This is a genomic window from Halomonas sp. B23F22_10 (assembly GCF_043496975.1).
Taxonomy (GTDB): domain Bacteria; phylum Pseudomonadota; class Gammaproteobacteria; order Pseudomonadales; family Halomonadaceae; genus Halomonas; species Halomonas smyrnensis.
The window spans coordinates 81313-101237 of record NZ_JBIEKF010000002.1; the positions used below are offsets into that span (position 1 = coordinate 81313).

The following is a 19925-nucleotide window of genomic DNA, read 5'->3' on the forward strand; positions in this document are numbered from 1 at the left end:
ATACAGCCTGCCCTTCCATGACGACGCTCTCCGCCGACACCATCCCCCAGCGCAGCCTCCGCCAGTGCCTCTGCAACATGGCCGTCCTGCTCTATCGCCAGGGCCACGTCCTGGAAATCGTCTCCAGCCCGCATCGTGGCCTCGACCGTCACAGCCTGAACGCACTGGCCGAAGCCGAGCCCGACTGGCCGAGCCATCAGCGCACCCTGGAGCGCAGCGAGGCCGCCACCTTCAACGCCCAGCGTCGCTTCGTGCTCACCGACCTGGGCCGAGAGCTGCTGTTCGAGATGTTTGGCGAGGGCGCCGCCGATATCGCCTGACCTCGGTGCCCTTCCCTTCCACCACTCGGGCGACTTTCGTTAACTCAATGTCGCCTAGCGTCAACTTACTCCCGGCGCCATGACGGACACTCCCTGCAGTTCACGCGAGGAGGTCCCTATGAACCGCAATGTCATCATGACCTGCGCCATCACCGGCGCCGGCGACACCGCCGACAAGAACCCCAACGTTCCGGTCACGCCCAAGCAGATCGCCGACGACTGCATCGCCGCCGCCAAGGCCGGCGCCAGCGTCGCTCACATCCACGTGCGCGACCCCGAGACCGGAGGCATCAGCCACTCCACCGAGCACTTCCGCGAAGTGATGGATCGGGTACGCGAGGCGGATACCGACATCGTCATGAACATCACCGCCGGCGGCGGCGGCGACTGGATCCCGGATGCCACCGACCCGACCCGCGGCGGCCCGGGCACCGACATCCAGACCCCGGCCGAGCGTCACGCCCCGGTGGGCGAGCTGCTGCCGGAGCTGTGCACCCTGGATTGCGGCAGCCTCAACTTCGGCGACATGGTCTACGTCAACACCGCCGACTGGCTGCGCGAGCATGCCCGCCTGGTGCAGGCCGCCGGCGTCAAGCCCGAGCTCGAGTGCTTCGACCTGGGCCACGTCTGGTTCGCCCGCCAGCTGCAGCAGGAAGGCCTGCTCGATGGCGACCCGCTGTTCCAGCTGTGCCTGGGCATCCCCTGGGGCGCCGAGGCGGACACCGAGACCATGCTGGCGATGCGCAACAAGCTGCCGGAGAACGCCAACTGGGCCGCCTTCGGCATCGGCCGCCATCAGATGCCGATGGTCGCCCAGGCGATGCTGCTCGGCGGCCACGTGCGCGTCGGTCTGGAGGACAACCTCTACCTGAGCAAGGGCGTGCCAGCCACCAATGCCAGCCTGGTCGAGAAGGCCACCGGCATCATCGACAATCTCGGCGGTCGCGTCATGACCCCGGCCGAGACCCGCGCCCACCTCAAGCTGCGCGACCCCAAGACCGGTCAGATCGCCGGAGGTGACGCATGAGCCAGCTCTCTATCATCGGTACCGGCGTCATCGGCAACGGCTGGATCGCCCGCGCGCTCGCCAACGGCTGGGACGTGGTCGCCTTCGACCCGGCCGAGGGCGCCGAGACCCGCACCCGCGCCTTCGTCGACAATGCCTGGACATCGCTCGAGAAGGACGGCCTGGCCGAGGGCGCCTCACAAGAGCGCCTGCGCTTCGCGCCGAGCCTAGAGGAAGCCGTCGCGGGCGCCGACCTGATCCAGGAAAACGTGCCGGAGCGTCTGCCGCTCAAGCAGGAGATCCTGGCCGCCATCGATGCCGCCGCCGAGGCGCACGTGGTGATCGGCTCCTCGACTTCCGGCTTCAAGCCGACCGACCTGCAACAGGACTGCCGGAAGGCCCCGGGCCGCGTGATCGTCGCCCACCCCTTCAATCCGGTCTATCTGCTGCCGCTGGTCGAGCTGGTGGGGGGCGAGCACACCTCGCCGGCGCTGCTGGAAGGCGCCCGTGACGACTATCAGCGCCTGGCCATGCGCCCGCTGATCGTGCGTCGCGAGATCGAGGGCCACATCGCCGACCGCCTGATGGAGGCGCTGTGGCGCGAGGCCCTGCACCTGGTCAACGACGGCGTCGCCACCACCGAGGAGATCGACGCCGCCGTGGTCTATGGCTGTGGTCTGCGCTGGTCGCTGATGGGCACCTTCCTGACCTTCCACCTGGCCGGCGGCGAGCAGGGCATGCGCCACATGCTCGAGCAGTTCGGCCCGGCGCTGAAGCTGCCGTGGACCAAGCTCGAGGCCCCGGAGCTCACCGACGAGCTGATCGACAAGGTCGTCGAGGGCTGCGAATTCCAGGCTGCCGGTCGCCCGGTCGCCGAGCTGGACCGCCGCCGCGACGACTTTCTGGTCGAGCTGCTGGCCCTGACCCGCAAGTACTGGCCGGAAGCCGAGGGCCTGGAGGGCCGCATCTGATGCAGCTGCTCGAGCTCACGGTGCCTAACGAGTGGGTCGACTACAACGGCCACATGAACGACGCCGAGTATGCCCGCGCCTTCTCGATGGGGGTCGAGGCGCTGATGGCTCACATCGGGCTGGACGCCGCGGGTCGCGAGGCTCACGACCTGACCATCTACACCCTGGAGACGCACCTCTGCTACCGGGCCGAGGCGCACGAAGGCCAGGCACTGACGGTCGAGGTGCTGCTGCTGGACCACGATGCCAAGCGTCAGCATGTGCTGTTCACGCTGAGCGACGCCGATGGCAACACCGTCGCCACCAGCGAGCAGATGCTGATGGCGATGAGCCTCAGTGGCGGTCGCCCGACGCCCTGCCCGGATGCCGTCGCCGAGCGCATCGCGGCGCTGCCGCAGCCGGCCAGTGCCGAGGAGTGGCCCAAGGCCGCCGGTCGCCGCATCGGCCTGCCGCCGCGACGTTGATCCAGAGCAGTGCCATGCGGCCACCGCGTGGCACGACTCACCGGTCCTGCCCACCTCGCGCTCCCTCCAGGGTTTCACCGAGGGCCCGCCGGGCCGGCATCCAGGGAGGCATCGGACCATAACAACCTGCTACCATCTCGCCCGCTGCGTCCCTACCCGGGACACCGACACGCTCAAATAACTGGTGGCGGCCTTCAGGGCCGCCTCGGGAACGCCGGCCCGACGCCCGGCTCAAGAGGATGACGCTATCGCTACTTCCCCCCCCACCCCGCCAACACGCCGTGCCAGCCAAGAGGTCGAAACCTCGACCGACTACATGGTCACCGAGCTGTCCCAGGACGGTTTCTTCAGCGGCATGCACAAGGGCATGACCATCACCGCCGCACTGCTGGTGCTCGGCTTCGTGCTGTTCACGGGTGTGATGCCCGATTTCGCCAGCAGCCTGTTCGGCGCCACCCGCACCTGGATCGAGACCACCTTCAGCCGCTACTACCTGATCACCGTGGTGATACTGCTGGCGGTCTGTGGCTACATCGTCGTCAGCCGCCACGGCAGCGTCCGCCTGGGCCCCGACGACAGCCGCCCCGACTTCAGCAACTTCGCCTGGTTCTCGATGCTGTTCTCGGCCGGCATCGGCATCGGCATCCTGTTCTTCGGCGTCGCCGAACCGATCTTCTACTTCGACAACACCGGCGCCTTCGGCTACCCGAACAACCCCCATGCCGACATGGCCGGCGCCACCGCCATGAACCATGAGCGGGCCATCGACGCGCTGCGCGTCTCGGTCTTCCATTGGGGCCTGCACGGCTGGGCGATCTACGTGATCGTCGGCATGTCACTGGCCTACTTCGCCTACCGCAAGGGCCTGCCGCTGGCGCTGCGTTCGGCGCTCTATCCCTTCATCGGCGAGCGCATCTTCGGCCCCATCGGCCATATCGTGGACATCCTCGGCGTGCTCGGATGCGTGTTCGGTGTCGCCACCTCGCTGGGGCTCGGCGTCAGCCAGATGGCCGTGGGCCTGGACCGCCTGGTCGGCCTCGACCCGGGGCTCAACACCCAGCTGGTGCTGATCGGCGTGATCTCCCTGGTGTCGGTGCTCTCGGCGGTCTCGGGGGTCCAACGAGGCATCAAGATCATCTCCGAGATGAACATCTGGATCTCGGTGGCCGTGGTCGGCACCTTCCTGATCGGTGGTCCCACCCTGTGGCTGGTGATGACCTTCGGCGAGACCGTGCTGGACTACGCCCTCAACTTCATCCCCATGGGCCTGTGGTTCGCCGACGATGACGGCACGGCCCAGTGGCAGCAGGGCTGGACCATCTTCTACTGGGGCTGGTGGCTGGCCTGGGCTCCGTTCGTCGGCATCTTCATCGCCCGCATCTCCCGCGGTCGCACCCTGCGCGAGTTCGTGCTCGGCGTGCTGCTGGTACCGACCCTGATCATCTTCGTGTGGCTGGTGATCTTCGGCGGCAACGCCCTGCACCAGGAACTGACCGCCGCGGGCGGGCCGGGCAGCGCCGGCATCACCGAGCTGGTCAATGCCTGGAACCTGCCGGCCGCACTGTTCGCCACCGCCGACGGCATCGCCGGCACCGGTACCTTCGGCTGGGTGCTGTCGGCACTGATGGTGTTCCTGCTGATGAGCTGGTTCGTGACCTCATCGGACTCCGGCACCCTGGTGCTGACCACCATCCTGTCGCTGGGCAACGAGGACCCGCCGAAGCGTTTCCGGGTCTTCTGGGGAACGTCGATCGGCCTGGTGGCCGCCGTGCTGCTGGTGGCCGGGGGCCTCAAGGCACTGCAGACCGCGCTGATCGCCGCGGCCCTGCCGCTGAGCGTGGTGATCCTGCTGATGACCGCCGGCGTGCTGGTCTCGCTGGTACGGGAAACGCGCAAGGGTTCTGCCGTGGCTCGACGCCAGTGACGCGACACGGTTGAACGCCACCACGTCAAGAGGCCCGATCCGGCGATGCCGGATCGGGCCTCTCGTCTCAGGGCATGTGCCCGCTCGGGCTCGGCTCAGTAATCGCCGAGCGTGGCCTCCAGCTTGAAGAGGCTTGCCGACAGCTCGCCCGGCGTCATCACCGGCGTCTCAGGCGCCACGGCAGACGGCCAGGCCGTCAGCGTCTGATCGTAGGCGTCCAGCAGCGTCTCGCGGGTCTCATCGTCATACAGGTCAGCATGCTGCTCGAGCAGTTCCTTGGCGGTCTGTACGAAGCCGAAGCTGTCCTGGTATTCCAGCACGTTGACGAACTCGCCGTCCTCGCCGATGGCTTCATCGTACTCGGCCATCGCCTGACGCAGCAACGCCAGCTGAACGCGGCTCTGGAAGCGAACGTCGCCGAGCAGGTCGGTGTCCACCGTCTGCAGGGCGCCGTCGATGGCATCGAATGCCGCTTCATAGGCCCCGGTGTGGCTGCCCCACTCACCACCCTCTCGGGTCTCGGCGATCAGTGCTTCGAGAGCAGGCTCGACATCATCGACGCCGCGCGCCTCGAAGGCCGGCTCCATGGGCTCATAGATCTCATGGATGGGATGGCCGAAGTGCGGCTGGGCAGCCGTCTGCTCACCTTCCTCATAGAGCTCACGGGCCACGGTGAGGTGGCCTTTCATCATGGCCAGATTGGTGGCATAGACGCCGGGGTTGGTGACGTCGATGGCATGGCCGGCTTCGCCGCCTTCACCACCTTCGCCGCCTTCACCACCTTCGCCGCCTTCACCACCGGCAGAAGCGTTCAGGTAAGAGAAGACCGCATAAGGATCGGCGCCGCCTTCACCGCCTTCACCGCCTTCGCCGCCTTCACCGCCTTCACCGCCTTCACCGCCTTCACCGCCTTCACCGCCGTCGTGGTGACCATGTTCGCCGCCTTCACCACCTTCGCCGCCGTCGTGGTGACCATGTTCACCGCCTTCACCACCTTCGCCGCCGTCATGGTGACCATGTTCGCCGCCTTCACCACCTTCGCCGCCGTCATGATGACCGGACTCGCCGCCTTCACCACCTTCGCCGCCCTCGCCACCGTGATCGGCGTGGGCCAGCATCGGCTCGTCGGGTCCTTGGGTGAACTCGGCAGAGGCATCGACTGCGGCCCAGCTGGCGGTACTGGCGCCCAGCAGAACGGTGGTACCGACGCCAACCCAAAGCTTGGTACGGGAGTTGTGAGACATGCGGGATTCCTTTGAATGTTGTGATTGCCGGGACACACGGCCCTGGGACCGACTCGAACCGTCATAGATTGCCGCCGCAGGAAGAGCAATGCAAACGATTCACAGTCGTTTATAATCGCCGCACACACTCGACCCGCCGGAGCACCGACCGTGATTCTCTGCATCGACCAGGCCATCCCTTCCGAACTGCTGTCCCGCGTGCGCGCCACCCTGGCCGACAGCGAATTCCGCGACGGGCGCGAGACGGCCGGCTGGCACGCGCGCACGGTCAAGCAGAACGAACAGGCCGACGGGCGTCGCCCCGATATCGCCGAGCTGCGCCAGGAGATCGCCAGGGTGCTCCAGGCCCATTCGCTGTTCCAGATGGCCGCACGCCCGAAGCGCATCAAGCCGCTGATGTTCAGCCGCTATCAGCCGGGCATGTCCTACGGCAACCACGTCGACGACGCGGTGATGGCCACGCCCCAGGGCGCCATGCGCACCGATCTGTCGTTCACGCTGTTCCTCAATGACCCGGACAGCTACGACGGCGGCGAGCTGCTGATGGACACCACGGCGGGCGAGCAGACCTACAAGCTGCCGGCCGGCGGACTGATCCTCTATCCCTCCTCGACCCTGCATCGCGTCGAGCCGGTCACCCGCGGCGAGCGCCTCGCCGCCGTCGGCTGGGCCCAGAGCCAGGTCCGCGATCCACAGCAGCGCGAGATTCTCTTCGACCTGGATACCACCCGCCGCCAGGAGTTCGATGCCAACGGCAAGACTCGCACCTTCGACATGCTGTCGAAGAGCCTGGCCAACCTGCTGCGGATGTGGGCGGAGGTGTGATGCATGGCCTCAGCCTCGCCGCACCTCCCGCGGCGAGGCACCGAAGTGCTGTCGAAAGGCCCGGGCGAAGCTTGAGGCCGAGGTGAAGCCACAGGCCAGGCCTACGCTCAGTACTTCGAGATCGGTCTCCTCCAGCAGCTGGCGGGCTCGCGTCAGGCGCAGCGCCAGGTACCAGTCGCGGGGCGAGCGTCCCAGCTCGCGCTCGAACAACCGCTGCAGCTGACGCAGCGAGACGCCGCTGCGTCTCGCCACCTCGTCCAGGGTCAGCGGCGTCTCCAGGTGTCGCTCCATCACATCGACGGCCTCCGCCAGCCGCGGGCTATGGGTCTCCAGGCGCCGCGCCTGGGTCATCCGCTGGGCGTCGTGGCGGGTACGCATGCGCTCGTGAATCAGCTGCTCGGACACGTCGATGGCCAGCCGCTGGCCATGGCGCCGGGCGATCACGTCCAGCGCCATGTCCATGGCGGCCGCACCGCCGGCGCAGGAGAAGCGCCGCTTGCCCAGCTCGAACAGCTCGTCGGAGGTTTCGATGGCCGGAAAGCGCTCGCGGAAGGCCGGCAGGCTCTCCCAGTGAAGGGTCACGCGCTCGGCCTCCAGCAGCCCCGCCGCGGCCAGCAGGAAACCGCCGGTATCGAGGCCGCCCAATGCGCAGCCGGCCCCGTCCAGGCGATGCAGCCAGCGCATCAGCCCACGGCTCAGGTAACGCTCGGGGTCGAAACCGCTGCAGACCGCCACCGACGCGGGATGATAACGCGCCTCGATGTCCTGATCGGCCAGCAGCGTCATCCCGTTGGAAGCCGTGACCGGGCCACCGTCCTCGCTGATCAGCCGCCATTCGAACAGCGGCCGACCGCTGATGCGGTTGGCGATGCGCAGCGGCTCCACGGCCGAGAAGAAGGCCATCATCGAGAAACGGGGCAGCAGCAAGAACCCAATCGGCTCGGGCAAGGGGCCGGCATAGTCGAGACGCATGGACATCTAGGGGGTAACGAAAGGTTCGCTCATCATGACCGGCCGGCCTCCCAGTCACAAGCCGCCACGAGCGCGATTGCATCGACCCGCACGCGCTCTACAATCGTGGATCCCATTCCGCCGCCGCGACGAGGCCCATGAGACTGACGCCCGACGTCCCCGCCCCGGAGCGGATCGACTTCCTGCTGCTGCCGCGCTTCGCCATGGTGGCGTTCTTCTCGGCCGTGGAGCCGCTGCGCATCGCCAATCGCATCCGGGGCGAGACGCTGTTCGAATGGCGGCTGATCGGCCGCGACGGCGAGCCGGTGGTCGCCTCCAATGGCATGACCCTGGCGGTCGATCACGCCCTGGCCGATGCACCGCTCGCCCCCAGCCTGGCGGTATGCGCCAGCTTCGAGCCGGAGGCCACCATCGACCAGACGCTGGTCGACTGGCTGCGCGAGCGCGCCGCGGCGGGCTGCCGGCTGGGCGGCATGGACACGGGCTGCTTCGTGCTGGCTACCGCCGGGCTGCTCGACGACCAGACGGTGACGCTGCATTGGGAATCACTGCCCGAATTCCGTGCCCGCTTTCCAGGCATCGACGCAGTGGAGTCGCTCTACGAGGTGACACCGGAGGGGTTTTCCTGCGCCGGCGGCAGCTCATCCATCGACATGAGCCTCGATCTGATCCAACGCCGCCACGGGCTGCCGCTGGCGGAGCAGGTCCGCGACCAGCTACTGCACGACCAGGGGCGTCGCCCGGCCAGTCGACAGCGTGACCCCATGCCCGAGGATCCGACGCTCCACCGCGCCCTGGCCCTGATGGATGCCAACCTGGAAGCGCCACTGGAAATTCGTCGACTGGCCGACGAGCTCGACCTCTCCTGGCGGCGGCTGGATCGGCTGTTCGCGCGTCATCTGGGCACGTCGCCGCAACGGGCCTACCTGGCGCGCCGGCTGGACCACGCCCGGCGGCTGCTGCAGGAGACCCGGCACAGCGTGATGGACGTCGCCGTGGCCTGCGGCTTCGCCTCCGCCTCCAGCTTCACCCGCGCCTTCCGCCAGCGGCATGGCATGACGCCCAGCGAACTTCGACAGCTCCGCTGAGTCCCGACACCCGAACTCCGCTCCGACACCCCAAGACGTTCGCCGCGTTGACACACGAACGCCCACACGGTTTCACTTGAAACCAAATGAGCCGTGACAAGAGAAGCCCCCATCATGACAGCCGCCTGGCAGCAATACCGCAGCGCCCCATCCCTGGGCACCCGCGTGGCGCACGCCGTCGACCTGCCCGAGCACGGGCACCTGAGCCTGTCCGTGGCAAGCGAACGAGGCCGCTTCCCGCTGCTGGTGGTGCGCCTCGCCGACGCCACCCTGGTCGCCTATGTCAACGCCTGCCCGCACCAGTACCTGCCCCTCGACCAGCGCGGCGACCGACTGCTCTGCGACGATGGCGAGACGCTGCGCTGCACCAACCACGACGCCGTCTTCGCCACGCGCAGCGGCGAAGGCGTGGGCGGCCTGGGGACAGGCTGCGCCCTGGACCCGGTGCCGGTGCATCTGGAGAACGACTGGCTGATCATCGGCCATGTGTCGGAAAACGCCTAGCCCGGCGCCTGCCTGTCGAATTGTGCACAGCCGGTGTCGAATCCTGCCGCGAGTCAGCGGGGCGGTGCTGGCATCCTGAGCCGCAACATTCATCGCTCGAGAGACGCCCCATGACCGACGACACACTGCCCCTCACCCCCGACTACGACGCCTGGCCGATCGACGCCGACCTCGACGCCGTCTCCTTCACGCCGCGCCTGGTCACGGTGCGCTGGAGCGACGGTCGCGTCAGCCGCTATCACAGCATCTGGCTGCGCGAGAACGCGGGCGACGAGACCACCGTCAACCCGGCGACCCGGGAGCGCATCCTGGACCTCTCTGCGCTGCCGGCCTGGCCGGAGGTCGTCGAGGCCGAGATCGACGCCGCCGGCGCCCTGTGCGTGACCTTCGCCCCCGAGGACCGCCGTCTGCGCTTCCATCCGGGCTGGTTGCGCGCCAACGACTACGACAACGCCACCGATCCCGAGGCGCCACTGGTGACGGTCACCACCTGGCAGGGGGGACCCGGCGAAGGCCCCGACACCATCGACGGCAGCGGCCTGCTGGAGACCGACCCGGGCAGCGAAGCCGAAGAGGCGATCCTCGCCCCGGCGCTCGAGAGCGTGCTCGGCAAGGGCCTGGTACGACTGCGCGGCCTGCCCACCACCCCCGGCTCGCTCGCGGCCATCGCCCAGCGTATCGGCCCGATCCGCGACACCAACTTCGGCGGCCTGTTCAACGTCAAGGCCAAGCCGGACCCGGACTCCAACGCCTACACCGCCATCGCCCTGCCGCCCCACACCGACCTGCCGACCCGCGAGTACCATCCCGGACTGCAGATGCTGCACTGCCTGGAGAACAGCGTGGAGGGCGGCCAGGCGGTGATGCTCGACGGCTTCGCCGTGGCCGAGGCGTTGCGCGAGCGCGATCCCGAGGCCTTTGCCACCCTGACTCGAGTGCGCTGGTGCTATGCTAACACCGCCAGGGCCACCGACTACGTGTGGTTCGAACCGATGATTCGCCTCGACGCCCGCGGCGAGCTGCTCGAGGTGCGCATCGCCGACTTCCTGCGCGGCCCGCTGCAGACCGCCTTCGAGGACGTGGAACCGGCCTATGAGGCGCTGATGACCCTGCAGCGGCTGCTGCGCGACCCGGCCTTCGCCATCCGCTTCACCTACGCGCCCGGTGATCTGGTGATCTTCGACAACCGCCGCCTGCTGCACGCCCGGGACGCCTTCGAGGGCGACAGCGGCCACCGCTGGCTGCAGGGCTGCTACATGGAACGCGACGAGATCCGCTCCCGCTACCGCATGGTCCAGCGCGCTCGCCGGCAGCGGCGGGTCAGCGCAACCGTCTAACCCACACAATCCGGGAGCCAGCCTCTTGAGCGCCCACGACTCGTCGCCCACAACCACCCTCTCGGCCGCATGGAGCCTGTGGGCGCTATTGCTCGGCGTCGGTCTACTGATGCTGGGCAACGGCTTGCAAGGCAGCCTGCTCGGCATTCGCGCCGCCGAGGAGGCATTCGGCAATACCGTGACCGGTCTGGTGATGTCGTCCTATTTTGTCGGCTTCCTGGCCGGCTCGACCCTGACCCCGCGCAAGCTGCGTCAGGTCGGCCATATCCGGGTGTTCGCGGCCCTGGCCTCGATCACCTCGGTGGCCATCCTGGTGCACGTGCTGTTCATCGATCCCTGGGTCTGGGCCGCCATGCGCCTGATCACCGGTTTCGCCTACGCCGGCCTCTACGTGGTCACCGAGAGCTGGTTGAACGGTCACGCCAGCAATCGCCTGCGCGGACGCCTGCTGGCCTTCTACATGGTGATCAGCTATCTGGGCATGGGCGGCGGCCAGCTGCTGCTCAATGTCGCCGACCCCAGCGGCATGGTGCTGTTCTTGATCGTGTCGATCCTGATGTCGCTGGCCCTGGTGCCGATCCTGCTCAGCTACACCCCCCAGCCGGACACCGGCACCCCCGAGGCCATGAGCCTGCGACGCTTGTATCGGCTGGCACCGCTGGGGACCCTGGGCTGTCTGCTGACCGGCATCACCAACGGCAGTGTCTTCGGCATGGGGGCGGTATTCGCCACCGGCAGCGGCCTGGCGGTGGATCAGGTCGCCGCCTTCATGGGGGCCTTCATCCTCGGCGGCGCCCTGCTGCAATGGCCACTGGGCAAGCTCTCGGACAAGACCGACCGCCGGGTGATCATCGTGGCCGTTGCCGCCATCGCCACCGGGCTGTCGCTGGCCGGCCTGCTGCTGGAGCCCGGGCATGCCCTGCCGCTGACGCTGCTCGGCGTGCTGCTCGGGGGCACCACCCTGACCCTCTACTCACTGCTGCTGGCCTGTGCCAACGATGCCCTCACACCGTCTCAGACGGTGGCGGCGAGCAGCAGCCTGGTGCTGGCGCTGGGCATCGGCGCCATCCTCGGCCCGTTGAGTACCGGGCTGCTGATGGATGCCATCGGCCCCGATGGCTTCCTGTGGGATCTGGCGCTGATACATGCCGTCATCGTCGTTTTCGGCGGTTATTGCCTGGTGCGCCAACCGGCCACCGGCGTCGAGGAACACGGTCACTACGTGGCGGTGCCCGCCGGCACCGCACCGCTGGGCGCCACCTGGGTCGAGGAGGCGGCCAGCGAGCCCAGCCAACTGGAGCTGGGCCTGGTGGAAGCCGCACCCGAGGCGACACCGGGCGACGCGGCCGACTGAGAGGCGCGACATAGACGAAAAAAGCCCCGCTAGCGCGGGGCGAAGAGACGTCAGGACGTCTTGGCTAAGAGAGATGCGCGGTCATTGCTTGACGATCCACTCGTGGGCGGGGTCGTTCTGGAACTTCCACTCACGCTTGGGACCGGCCATCACGTTGAGATAATAGAGTTCATAGCCGTGAGGCGCGCCGACCGGATGATAGCCCCGCGGCACCATCACGCAGCAGCCATTCTCCACCGCCATGGTCTCGTCCAGGCTGCGATCGTCGGTATAGACGCGCTGGAAGGCGAAGCCCTGAGACGGGTTCAGTCGGTGATAGTAGGTCTCCTCGAGGATCGACTCCTCGGGCAGGTTATCCACGTCGTGCTTGTGCGGCGGATAGCTGGACCAGTTGCCGGCCGGCGTATAGACCTCGACCACCAGCAGGCCATCGGCCGGCTCGGAATCCGGCAGCACATCCTGGATATGACGGGTATTGGTACCGTCACCGCGGGTGCTCTGCTTGATCTGGTCGGGACCGATCAGCCGCGGCGCGTGGTTACCATGTCCCGGGGCGCTGCACACCGCAAGCTCCATATCGGTGGTGGCCTCTACCTCGAAGCTGACGCCGTCGGGCAGATAGACGGCGTAAGGCGGCACCTTCTCGAAGATGTCCATGCGCTCGCCGATGTCCTCCCAGCGGTGCTCGCCGCAGGTCACGGTGGCGCGACCGGTCAGCAGCACCAGACAGTGTTCCCGACCGCCGGTGTTGGCCTCGAAGCGCTGGCCTCGGGCCAGCCGTTGCACCCGGAAGCCGACGTGGTTCCAGCCAGCAGATTCCGGCGTGATATCGAGTACCGTGCCTTGATCGTCGGGCGCATGCGGGCGTACCAGTAGTGAGGTCATGGGTCGTCGCTCCTGTCGGGTCAGTGAATGTCAGCCAGTGCGATACGGCGGCCTTCCCGCAACGAGCGCTCGGCCGCTTCGGCCAGGCGCAGCGCCTCAAGACCATCACGGGCGCCAGCCCGCGGCTCGCGTCCCTGCCGCCAGGCATCGACAAAGTCGTCGATCTCGCGGCGATAGGCCTCGGCATAGCGTTCCAGGAAGAACCACTTGGGCTTGTCCTCCACCTGACCGGGTTCACCCGTGAAGCGCAGGCGGGTCTCGCTTTCGTTCTGGGCCTGCAGCATGCCTCCGCTGCCGAAGGCCTCGATGCGCTGATCATAGCCATAGCAGGCCCGGCGCGAGTTGTTGATGTGACACAGCCGGCCGCTCGCGGTGGTCAGGGTCACCATGGCGGTGTCGACATCGCCTGCTTCTCCGATGGCCGAGTCGATCAGACAGCTGCCCTGGGCCTGCACTTCGGCAATCGGCTCATCGAGCAGCCAGCGAGCCATGTCGAAGTCGTGAATCATCATGTCGCGGAAGAGTCCGCCCGAGGCAGCCACATATTCGGCGGGAGGCGGCGCCGGATCGCGGCTGATGATGGTCAGCGTTTCCAGCTCGCCGATCCGCCCTTCCACTACGGCACGCTTTAGGGACGCAAATTGCGGATCATGGCGACGGTTGAAGCCCAGCGCACAGGTCACCGGATGTGCCTCGAGGACTTGCAGCGCCTCGCCGGTGCGAGCCAGGTCGAGGGCGATCGGCTTCTCACAGAGCACGGCCTTGCCGCTGCGGGCGGCGCGTTCGAGGTAGTCGGCATGGGTCGGCGTGCTGGAGGCGATCAAGATAGCATCCACTTCGGCATCCTCGAACGCCGCCTCGGCGTCGATAACGCGCGCACCGAACTGCTGGGCGAGCGCCTCGGCGGCCGCGATGTGATAATCGGCCACCGCGACCAGCCGGGCATCCGGATGCGCGTCAATGGCCTGTGCATGCACCTTGCCGATACGGCCGGCGCCGATCAGGGCGAGTCTCATGGGCGTGTCCTATGGTTTGTTAGTGGCAGGTATCGCGCATTGATTTCCCCGATGGGTCAGGCGCGTTCCTCGTCATCCGGCTGACCGCTGCGCTCGCGGGCCTTGTCCTGGCGAACCCCCAGCGAGATCGCCAGGGTTTGCGTCAAGCACAGCGAAGCGGTCAAGCCGCGAAAGCTCTTCACTTCAGCCTCGTGCACCACCAGCGAGACATCGGCGATGCGGGCCAGTGGGCTGAGGTTGGAGTCGGTGATCACTATCAGCGGAATCTCACGCTTGCGCGCCTCATCGGCCGCTTCTCGAGACTCTTCGGCATAGGGCGAGAAACTGACCACCAACAGCGCATCCTGAGGCTCGATGTTGCGCACCTGCTCGCCATACATGCCGCCCAGCCCATTGACCAGGAAAGTGCGCTTGTCGATATGATGCAGCGCATACGTCATGTAGCTGGCGACGACGAAGCTGCGCCGCGCGCCCATCACGTGGATGGCGCGCGAGCGCTCCAGAATATCGAGCGCCCGCTCCAGCTGACGGGGATCGATACGCCCCGGAAGCTGGTCGAGCACCTCACGATTGGCCTCGGCGAACTCCCACAGCAGCTCGGTACTGTCGGGGGTCTCACCGGTGGCGGTACGCACGGCACGAATGCGTTCGTTGTAATTGGGCAGCTCGTCCACCAGGCGGGTGCGGAACAGCTGCTGCATCTCGGAAAACCCTGAGAAGCCGAAATGATTGGCAAAGCGGATCAGGGTCGACGGAGTGACATCAGCACGCTCGGCCAGCTTGGCCACGGTCGCGAAGGCCACTTCCTGCGGATGATCGAGCAAAAAACGCGCCGTTTGCTGTAGGCGCCGACTCAGCGACGGATAGTCCGTCGTGATGCGCTCCTCCAGCGTGGAGAAGTCTTGAAGTGTCTGGCTCATGATGTCTGCCTCGCTGGTGGGGCCTGGTGCGATGCCGTGCATCCTGTCGACACAGGATAGGCAAAAGGAACAAAAATTCCATTTACACGTTAGTCTAGAATAGCGCGATGCCGATTGCACGAGTCCCTGTCATGCCAAAGAGATGCAGCATGTCACTAGCGACGCTGAAATTTGCACTGAATCACATGGCCTGACCCCGGGGACGCCTCGGCAGCGGATCGAGACGGCGTGTGCCAGAACAGCCTCGTCGATCTCGACCAGTCACGCGCCGCCGGGAACGCGCCCGGGCGCTTGGCGTCGAGATCCTGAGCCTCATCAATGCCCTCTCCCCGTTCAGCATGCGGACGTGCCGCCCGGGCCGACCGCTGGCCCGGCTGGTCCATGCCTGCGTCGGGGGGGGCGGCCTGGCGCTGTGCCCGCTGGTCAATGCCGACGCTCAGGGCGACACGAGCGCCGCACTCGAGCCGGCGCTCTTGTCGCTGAACAGCATCCCGGGCCAGCATGATCTCAAAGGGCTTCGTCGAGCCGCTCGACTTCCCCGCCTAGAGAACCTCGACCAGCCGAGCCGATTGCTGCACGAAAGCCATGACGGCGACGTGTCTCTCGCCCCCTGTGCCAAAACCGTGCATGAACAGGACGCCCCCGCAGGTGTGCTGCGCGGGATCATGGCCCTCCTCCAGGTGCACTACAGCATCAATCCACCGCCCCCAACGCACGCGCGCACCGGCATCGGAACATCGGCGAGGCCGAGATCGACTGAAATGCCTTCTTCAGGATCCCGCGCGATATCGGCTTCGACGGCGCGCTGTCGAGCTGAGTGTTCGACAGAATGAACGCGCAGGAGTCCTCGCACTTGATGCGTGATGAGGATGGCCCCTGGATGTCGCTCTAGCAGTTGGGGTTCAGGGCCTTTTTCGCAGGCTGTGCCCACGGCTGGAAGCGGAGTACCAAGACGCGTCAACGAAACGCTTATTCCATTGCGTGACACATTTCATCACCCAGTGGCGCCACGCCGTCGCGGCTGGAGACCCTGTCTGGTGAGCATTGGGAGGGATGGTGTGACGATACTTCGAACCATCGTTCCAACTATTGTATTACTGGAATTATTGTTCCATTTTATCTAGCATCGAAATGAAAGCCGACGTATCACGCAACCACGGCCGCTAGAGCCCACCGATCGAGCTTCCGCCGTCGGGCGCCGGCCTCAAGCAGGAATCGACTCTATGAATCATGCCAATCCTCTGGATCTGATCTGTCTCGGCCGCGTCGCCGTCGACCTCTACTCGGAGCAGCTCGGCAGCCGCCTAGAAGACGTCTCGAGCTTCGCCAAATACCTGGGCGGCAGTTCCGGCAACGTGGCCTACGGCACCGCCCGCCTCGGCCTGAAGTCCGCCATGCTGTCCCGGGTCGGCGACGAGCAGATGGGCAACTTCGTGCGCGAAGAACTGGCTCGCACCGGCGTGGACGTGAGCGCCCTGCAGACCGACCCCGAGCGCCATACCGGCCTGGTGCTGCTGGCGCTCAAGGATCGCGACAGCTTCCCGCTGCTGTTCTATCGTCGCGACTGCGCCGACATGGCTATCGAGGCTGACGCCATCGACCCGGCCTTCATCGCCCGCGCCAAGGCGCTGGCCATCACCGGCACCCACCTGTCCACCGACACCACCGCTCGCGCCTGTCGTAAGGCGCTGGATGCCGCCGCCGCCCATGGCGTCAAGCGGGTGCTGGACATCGACTACCGGCCGGTGCTGTGGGGCCTGACCTCGCCCGGCGACGGCGAGACCCGCTTCATCGCCGACGAGACCGTCACGCAGGATCTCAAGGCCTGGCTTGCCGACTTCGACCTGATCGTCGGCACCGAGGAGGAATTCCACATTGCCGGCGGCAGCACCGATACCCTCACCGCCCTACGCGCGGTGCGCGAAGTCAGTGACGCCACTCTGGTGTGCAAGCTCGGTGCCCTGGGCTGCGTGGTCTTCGAGGGCGAAATTCCCGCGCGCATCGAGGACGGCATCCTCGTTGAAGGCGTCAAGGTCGAGGTGCTCAACGTGCTCGGCGCCGGCGACGCCTTCATGAGCGGCCTGCTGCGGGGCTGGCTGCGCGGCGAGGACTGGCAGACCAGCGCGGCCTATGCCAACGCCTGTGGCGCCCTGGTGGTCTCGCGCCACGGCTGCGCGCCGGCCATGCCCACCGAGGCCGAGCTCTTCGACTATGTGGCCCGCCGGAACTCGGTCAAGCGCCCCGATCAGGATGCCGGGCTCAATCACCTGCACCGCGTCACCACCCGCGTGCCCAAGGAGTGGCCACGGGTCTGCGGCCTGGCCTTCGATCACCGCCGCCAGCTCACCGACATGGCCCGCGAGGTCCACGGCGACCCCGACCGGATCCCAGCCCTCAAGCAGCTGCTGGTCAAGGCCGCCGAGGAAGGCGCACGTCGGGCCGGCCTCGAGACGCCGGCCATCCTGGTCGACGACGTCTTCGGCCAAGATGCCCTGAACGATGCCACCGGCAAGGGCTGGTGGATCGGCCGCCCGGTGGAGCTGCCGAGCTCCCGGCCGCTGCGTTTCCAGCACGGCGACGACCTGGGCAGCCGCCTGAAGCACTGGCCGCGAGAGCACATCATCAAGTGCCTGGTGTTCTATCACCCGGACGATCCGGTCGAGCTGCGCCTGGATCAGGAGGCCCGCCTGCGTCAGCTCTACCAGGCCGCCTGCGCCAACGGCCTGGAGCTGCTGATCGAGGTGATTCCGCCCAACCAGGCAGACACCGACGACCAGACCCTGGCCCGCGCCGTGCAGCGGCTCTACCACCTGGACATTCGCCCCGACTGGTGGAAGCTGCCGACCATGACCGATGCCGCCTGGGAGGCGGTCAGCCAGGCCATCGAGGCCCAGGACCCTCACTGCCGTGGCGTCGTGCTGCTGGGCCTGGATGCCCCGATGGAGGACATGAAGCGCGGCTTCAGTGCGGCCGCCCGCCATGCCCAGTGCAAGGGCTTCACCGTCGGCCGCACCCTGTTCTCCGCTCCCAGCCGCGACTGGCTGGCCGGCCGCATCGATGACGGCCAGCTGATCGACCGCGTGGCCGGCAACTACGCCGAACTGATCGAGGCCTGGCAGCAGCTGCGCGGCGCCCAGCCCATTGCAGAGGACACCCTGTCATGAGCACCATTCGACTCACCATGGCCCAGGCACTGGTCAAGTACCTGGCCGCCCAGTACATCGAGCTCGACGGTGAGGAAGTGCCGCTGTTCGCCGGCACCTTCGCCATCTTCGGCCACGGCAACGTGGCCGGCCTCGGCGAGGCGCTGTATCACGCCCAGGAGCAGCTGCCGACCTACCGCGCCCACAACGAGCAGACCATGGCGCATGCCGCCATCGCCTACGCCAAGGCCAAGGGGCGCCGGCAGATGATGGCGGTCACCAGCTCGATCGGCCCCGGCGCCGCCAACATGGTCACCGCCGCGGCGCTTGCCCACACCAACCGGCTGCCGCTGCTGCTGCTGCCCGGCGACACCTTCGCCACCCGCGAGCCGGACCCGGTGCTGCAGCAACTCGAGCATTTCAATGACCCGACCATCACCGTCAACGACTGCTTCCGCCCGGTATCGCGCTATTTCGACCGCATCATGCGTCCGGAGCAGCTGCTGACCAGCCTGCCCCAGGCCATCGCCACCCTGCTCGACCCGGAGCATTGCGGCCCGGCCACCCTGTCGCTTCCCCAGGACGTGCAGACCTTTTCCTATGACTACCCGGCACGCTTCTTCGCCCGGCGCGTGCACCGCATCCGCCGCCCGGTGCCCGAGGCCGTCGAGCTCGACGAGGCCCTCGCGGCCCTGCGCGGCGCTCGCCAGCCGCTGATCATCGCCGGGGGCGGCGTGCACTATGCCGACGCCTGCCAGACGCTGGACCGCTTCGCCCGCGACCACGGCATTCCCGTGGCGGAGACCCAGGCCGGCAAGGGCGCCCTGCCCGATGCCCACCCCCTGAGCGTGGGCGCCATCGGCGTCACCGGCAGCGCGGCCGCCAACCGCCTGGCCGAACAGGCCGATGTGATTCTCGCCGTGGGTACGCGCCTGCAGGACTTCACCACCGGTTCACGGGCGCTGTTCGAGCGCGACGACCTGACCCTGGTGGCCTTGAACGTCGGCCGCTTCGACAGCGCCAAGCACCATGCCCTGCCGTTGACCTGCGATGCGCGGGAGGGGCTCGAGGGGCTGACCGCCGCCCTCGGGGACTGGCATGCGAACGACGCATGGCGCGAGCAGGCCGGTAGTCTCAAGCGGGAATGGGACGAGGTAGTGACCCGCGTCACCGCCGATCATGGCCTGCCCCTGCCCACCGATGCCCAGGTGATCGGTGCGGTGAATCGCCAGGCCGGCGAGGACGGCACCGTGGTCTGCGCCGCCGGCGGCCTGCCCGGCGAGCTGCACAAGCTCTGGCAGCCGGCCGGACCGGGCAGCTATCACGTGGAATATGGTTTCTCCTGCATGGGCTACGAGATCGCCGGCGGCCTGGGCGTCAAGATGGCCCGGCCCGAGCGCGAGGTCTTCGTGATGGTCGGTGACGGCAGCTACCTGATGCACAACTCGGAGCTCGCCACCTCGGTAATGCTCGGCCACAAGCTGATCGTGGTGGTGCTCGACAACCGCGGTTTCGGCTGCATCAACCGGCTGCAGCACGCCACCGGCGGCGCCGGCTTCAACAACCTGCTCGAGGACTGCCGCACGGTCCCGGAAGGCGCGCCCAAGACCGACTTCGCCGCCCACGCCCGCGCCCTGGGCTGCCAGGCCGAGTCGGTCAGCGGTATCGCGGCCCTGAAGGCGGCGCTCGTGCGTGCCCGCCAGGCCTCGTCGACCTATGTGATCGCCCTGGACACGGATCCCCTGCCGAGCACCGCCGAGGGGGGCGCCTGGTGGGACGTCGCGGTACCGGAGGTCTCCGAACGCGAGGAGGTCAACACGGCCTATCGCGGCTACGTCGAGGCCAAGGCTCGCCAGCACCGCTGAACCGCCACCAGAGAGCCACCGCGCACTCACCGGCAATCACTGACTGACACGCACCATGAGCGGTCGCCTGACGCCACCCCGGCGGCC

The 19925-nt window shown here is 67.4% G+C and carries 18 protein-coding genes; 13 read left to right on the top strand and 5 right to left on the bottom strand.

The genetic code is table 11. The features are described from left to right. Window positions 1-17 precede the first annotated feature (17 nt). From ACGTNF_RS04445 to ACGTNF_RS04465, 5 genes are all read left to right on the top strand, one after another. Window positions 18-320, top strand: a complete 303-nt coding sequence (locus tag ACGTNF_RS04445; RefSeq protein WP_394600606.1) for a hypothetical protein — start codon at window positions 18-20, stop codon at window positions 318-320. Between the two features lie 118 nt (window positions 321-438). Next, window positions 439-1347, top strand: a complete 909-nt coding sequence (locus ACGTNF_RS04450) for a beta-keto acid cleavage family enzyme (RefSeq protein WP_152479145.1) — start codon at window positions 439-441, stop codon at window positions 1345-1347. Beyond that, complete coding sequence (locus ACGTNF_RS04455) at window positions 1344-2297, top strand: L-carnitine dehydrogenase (RefSeq protein ID WP_394600607.1); 954 nt, start codon at window positions 1344-1346, stop codon at window positions 2295-2297. The genes ACGTNF_RS04450 and ACGTNF_RS04455 overlap by 4 nt, the downstream gene beginning before the upstream one ends. Then, window positions 2297-2761, top strand: coding sequence for a thioesterase family protein (locus ACGTNF_RS04460; protein WP_394600608.1), 465 nt, complete (start codon window positions 2297-2299; stop codon window positions 2759-2761). The genes ACGTNF_RS04455 and ACGTNF_RS04460 overlap by 1 nt, the downstream gene beginning before the upstream one ends. A 316-nt stretch (window positions 2762-3077) precedes the next feature. Then, on the top strand, window positions 3078-4685 hold the full coding sequence (locus tag ACGTNF_RS04465) for a BCCT family transporter (protein WP_394600609.1): 1608 nt from the start codon (window positions 3078-3080) through the stop codon (window positions 4683-4685). Window positions 4686-4780: 95 nt separating this feature from the next. Here ACGTNF_RS04465 and ACGTNF_RS04470 read toward each other — a convergent pair whose 3' ends face one another. Next, the gene (locus ACGTNF_RS04470) at window positions 4781-5272 is read right to left on the bottom strand and encodes a 4-helix bundle domain-containing protein (RefSeq protein ID WP_394600610.1); all 492 of its coding nucleotides are present in this window, start codon (window positions 5270-5272) and stop codon (window positions 4781-4783) included. Between the two features lie 24 nt (window positions 5273-5296). On the opposite strand from ACGTNF_RS04470, the gene ACGTNF_RS04475 reads away from it, so the two are divergent. Continuing rightward, window positions 5297-5944, top strand: coding sequence for a hypothetical protein (locus ACGTNF_RS04475; protein WP_394600611.1), 648 nt, complete (start codon window positions 5297-5299; stop codon window positions 5942-5944). Between the two features lie 135 nt (window positions 5945-6079). Then, window positions 6080-6754 carry a Fe2+-dependent dioxygenase gene (locus tag ACGTNF_RS04480; protein WP_394600612.1) on the top strand — a complete coding sequence of 225 codons (675 nt, stop codon included), beginning with the start codon at window positions 6080-6082 and terminating at the stop codon, window positions 6752-6754. Between the two features lie 9 nt (window positions 6755-6763). On the opposite strand, the gene ACGTNF_RS04485 is transcribed toward ACGTNF_RS04480, so the two are convergent. Further along, window positions 6764-7726, bottom strand: a complete 963-nt coding sequence (locus tag ACGTNF_RS04485; RefSeq protein WP_394600613.1) for a GlxA family transcriptional regulator — start codon at window positions 7724-7726, stop codon at window positions 6764-6766. Between the two features lie 137 nt (window positions 7727-7863). On the opposite strand from ACGTNF_RS04485, the gene ACGTNF_RS04490 reads away from it, so the two are divergent. From ACGTNF_RS04490 to ACGTNF_RS04505, 4 genes are all read left to right on the top strand, one after another. Beyond that, a complete protein-coding gene (locus tag ACGTNF_RS04490) occupies window positions 7864-8814 on the top strand; it encodes a GlxA family transcriptional regulator (protein WP_394600614.1) in 951 nt (316 codons plus the stop codon). A gap of 114 nt (window positions 8815-8928) precedes the next feature. After that, entirely contained in the window at window positions 8929-9318 is a 390-nt protein-coding gene (locus ACGTNF_RS04495; protein ID WP_394600615.1) for a Rieske (2Fe-2S) protein, read from the top strand. A 110-nt stretch (window positions 9319-9428) separates the two neighbouring features. Further along, entirely contained in the window at window positions 9429-10655 is a 1227-nt protein-coding gene (locus ACGTNF_RS04500; RefSeq protein WP_394600616.1) for a TauD/TfdA family dioxygenase, read from the top strand. Window positions 10656-10680: 25 nt separating this feature from the next. Next, window positions 10681-12009 (top strand): MFS transporter, encoded by a 1329-nt coding sequence (locus ACGTNF_RS04505; protein WP_394600617.1) that lies wholly within the window; start codon window positions 10681-10683, stop codon window positions 12007-12009. An 81-nt stretch (window positions 12010-12090) separates the two neighbouring features. Here ACGTNF_RS04505 and iolB read toward each other — a convergent pair whose 3' ends face one another. Genes iolB through ACGTNF_RS04520 form a run of 3 tightly spaced genes read right to left on the bottom strand, consistent with a single transcriptional unit; the run spans window position 12091 to window position 14830 of the window. Then, window positions 12091-12894, bottom strand: coding sequence for a 5-deoxy-glucuronate isomerase (gene iolB / locus ACGTNF_RS04510; RefSeq protein ID WP_016855606.1), 804 nt, complete (start codon window positions 12892-12894; stop codon window positions 12091-12093). Between the two features lie 20 nt (window positions 12895-12914). Next, on the bottom strand, window positions 12915-13910 hold the full coding sequence (gene iolG / locus ACGTNF_RS04515) for an inositol 2-dehydrogenase (RefSeq protein ID WP_394600618.1): 996 nt from the start codon (window positions 13908-13910) through the stop codon (window positions 12915-12917). Between the two features lie 56 nt (window positions 13911-13966). Next, a complete protein-coding gene (locus ACGTNF_RS04520) occupies window positions 13967-14830 on the bottom strand; it encodes a MurR/RpiR family transcriptional regulator (RefSeq protein WP_394600619.1) in 864 nt (287 codons plus the stop codon). Window positions 14831-16053: 1223 nt separating this feature from the next. On the opposite strand from ACGTNF_RS04520, the gene ACGTNF_RS04525 reads away from it, so the two are divergent. Beyond that, entirely contained in the window at window positions 16054-17994 is a 1941-nt protein-coding gene (locus ACGTNF_RS04525) for a bifunctional 5-dehydro-2-deoxygluconokinase/5-dehydro-2-deoxyphosphogluconate aldolase (protein ID WP_394600620.1), read from the top strand. Next, window positions 17991-19838 (top strand): 3D-(3,5/4)-trihydroxycyclohexane-1,2-dione acylhydrolase (decyclizing), encoded by a 1848-nt coding sequence (gene iolD / locus ACGTNF_RS04530; protein WP_394600621.1) that lies wholly within the window; start codon window positions 17991-17993, stop codon window positions 19836-19838. Before ACGTNF_RS04525 ends, iolD begins: the two co-directional genes overlap by 4 nt. The last annotated feature ends 87 nt before the right edge of the window (window positions 19839-19925 follow it).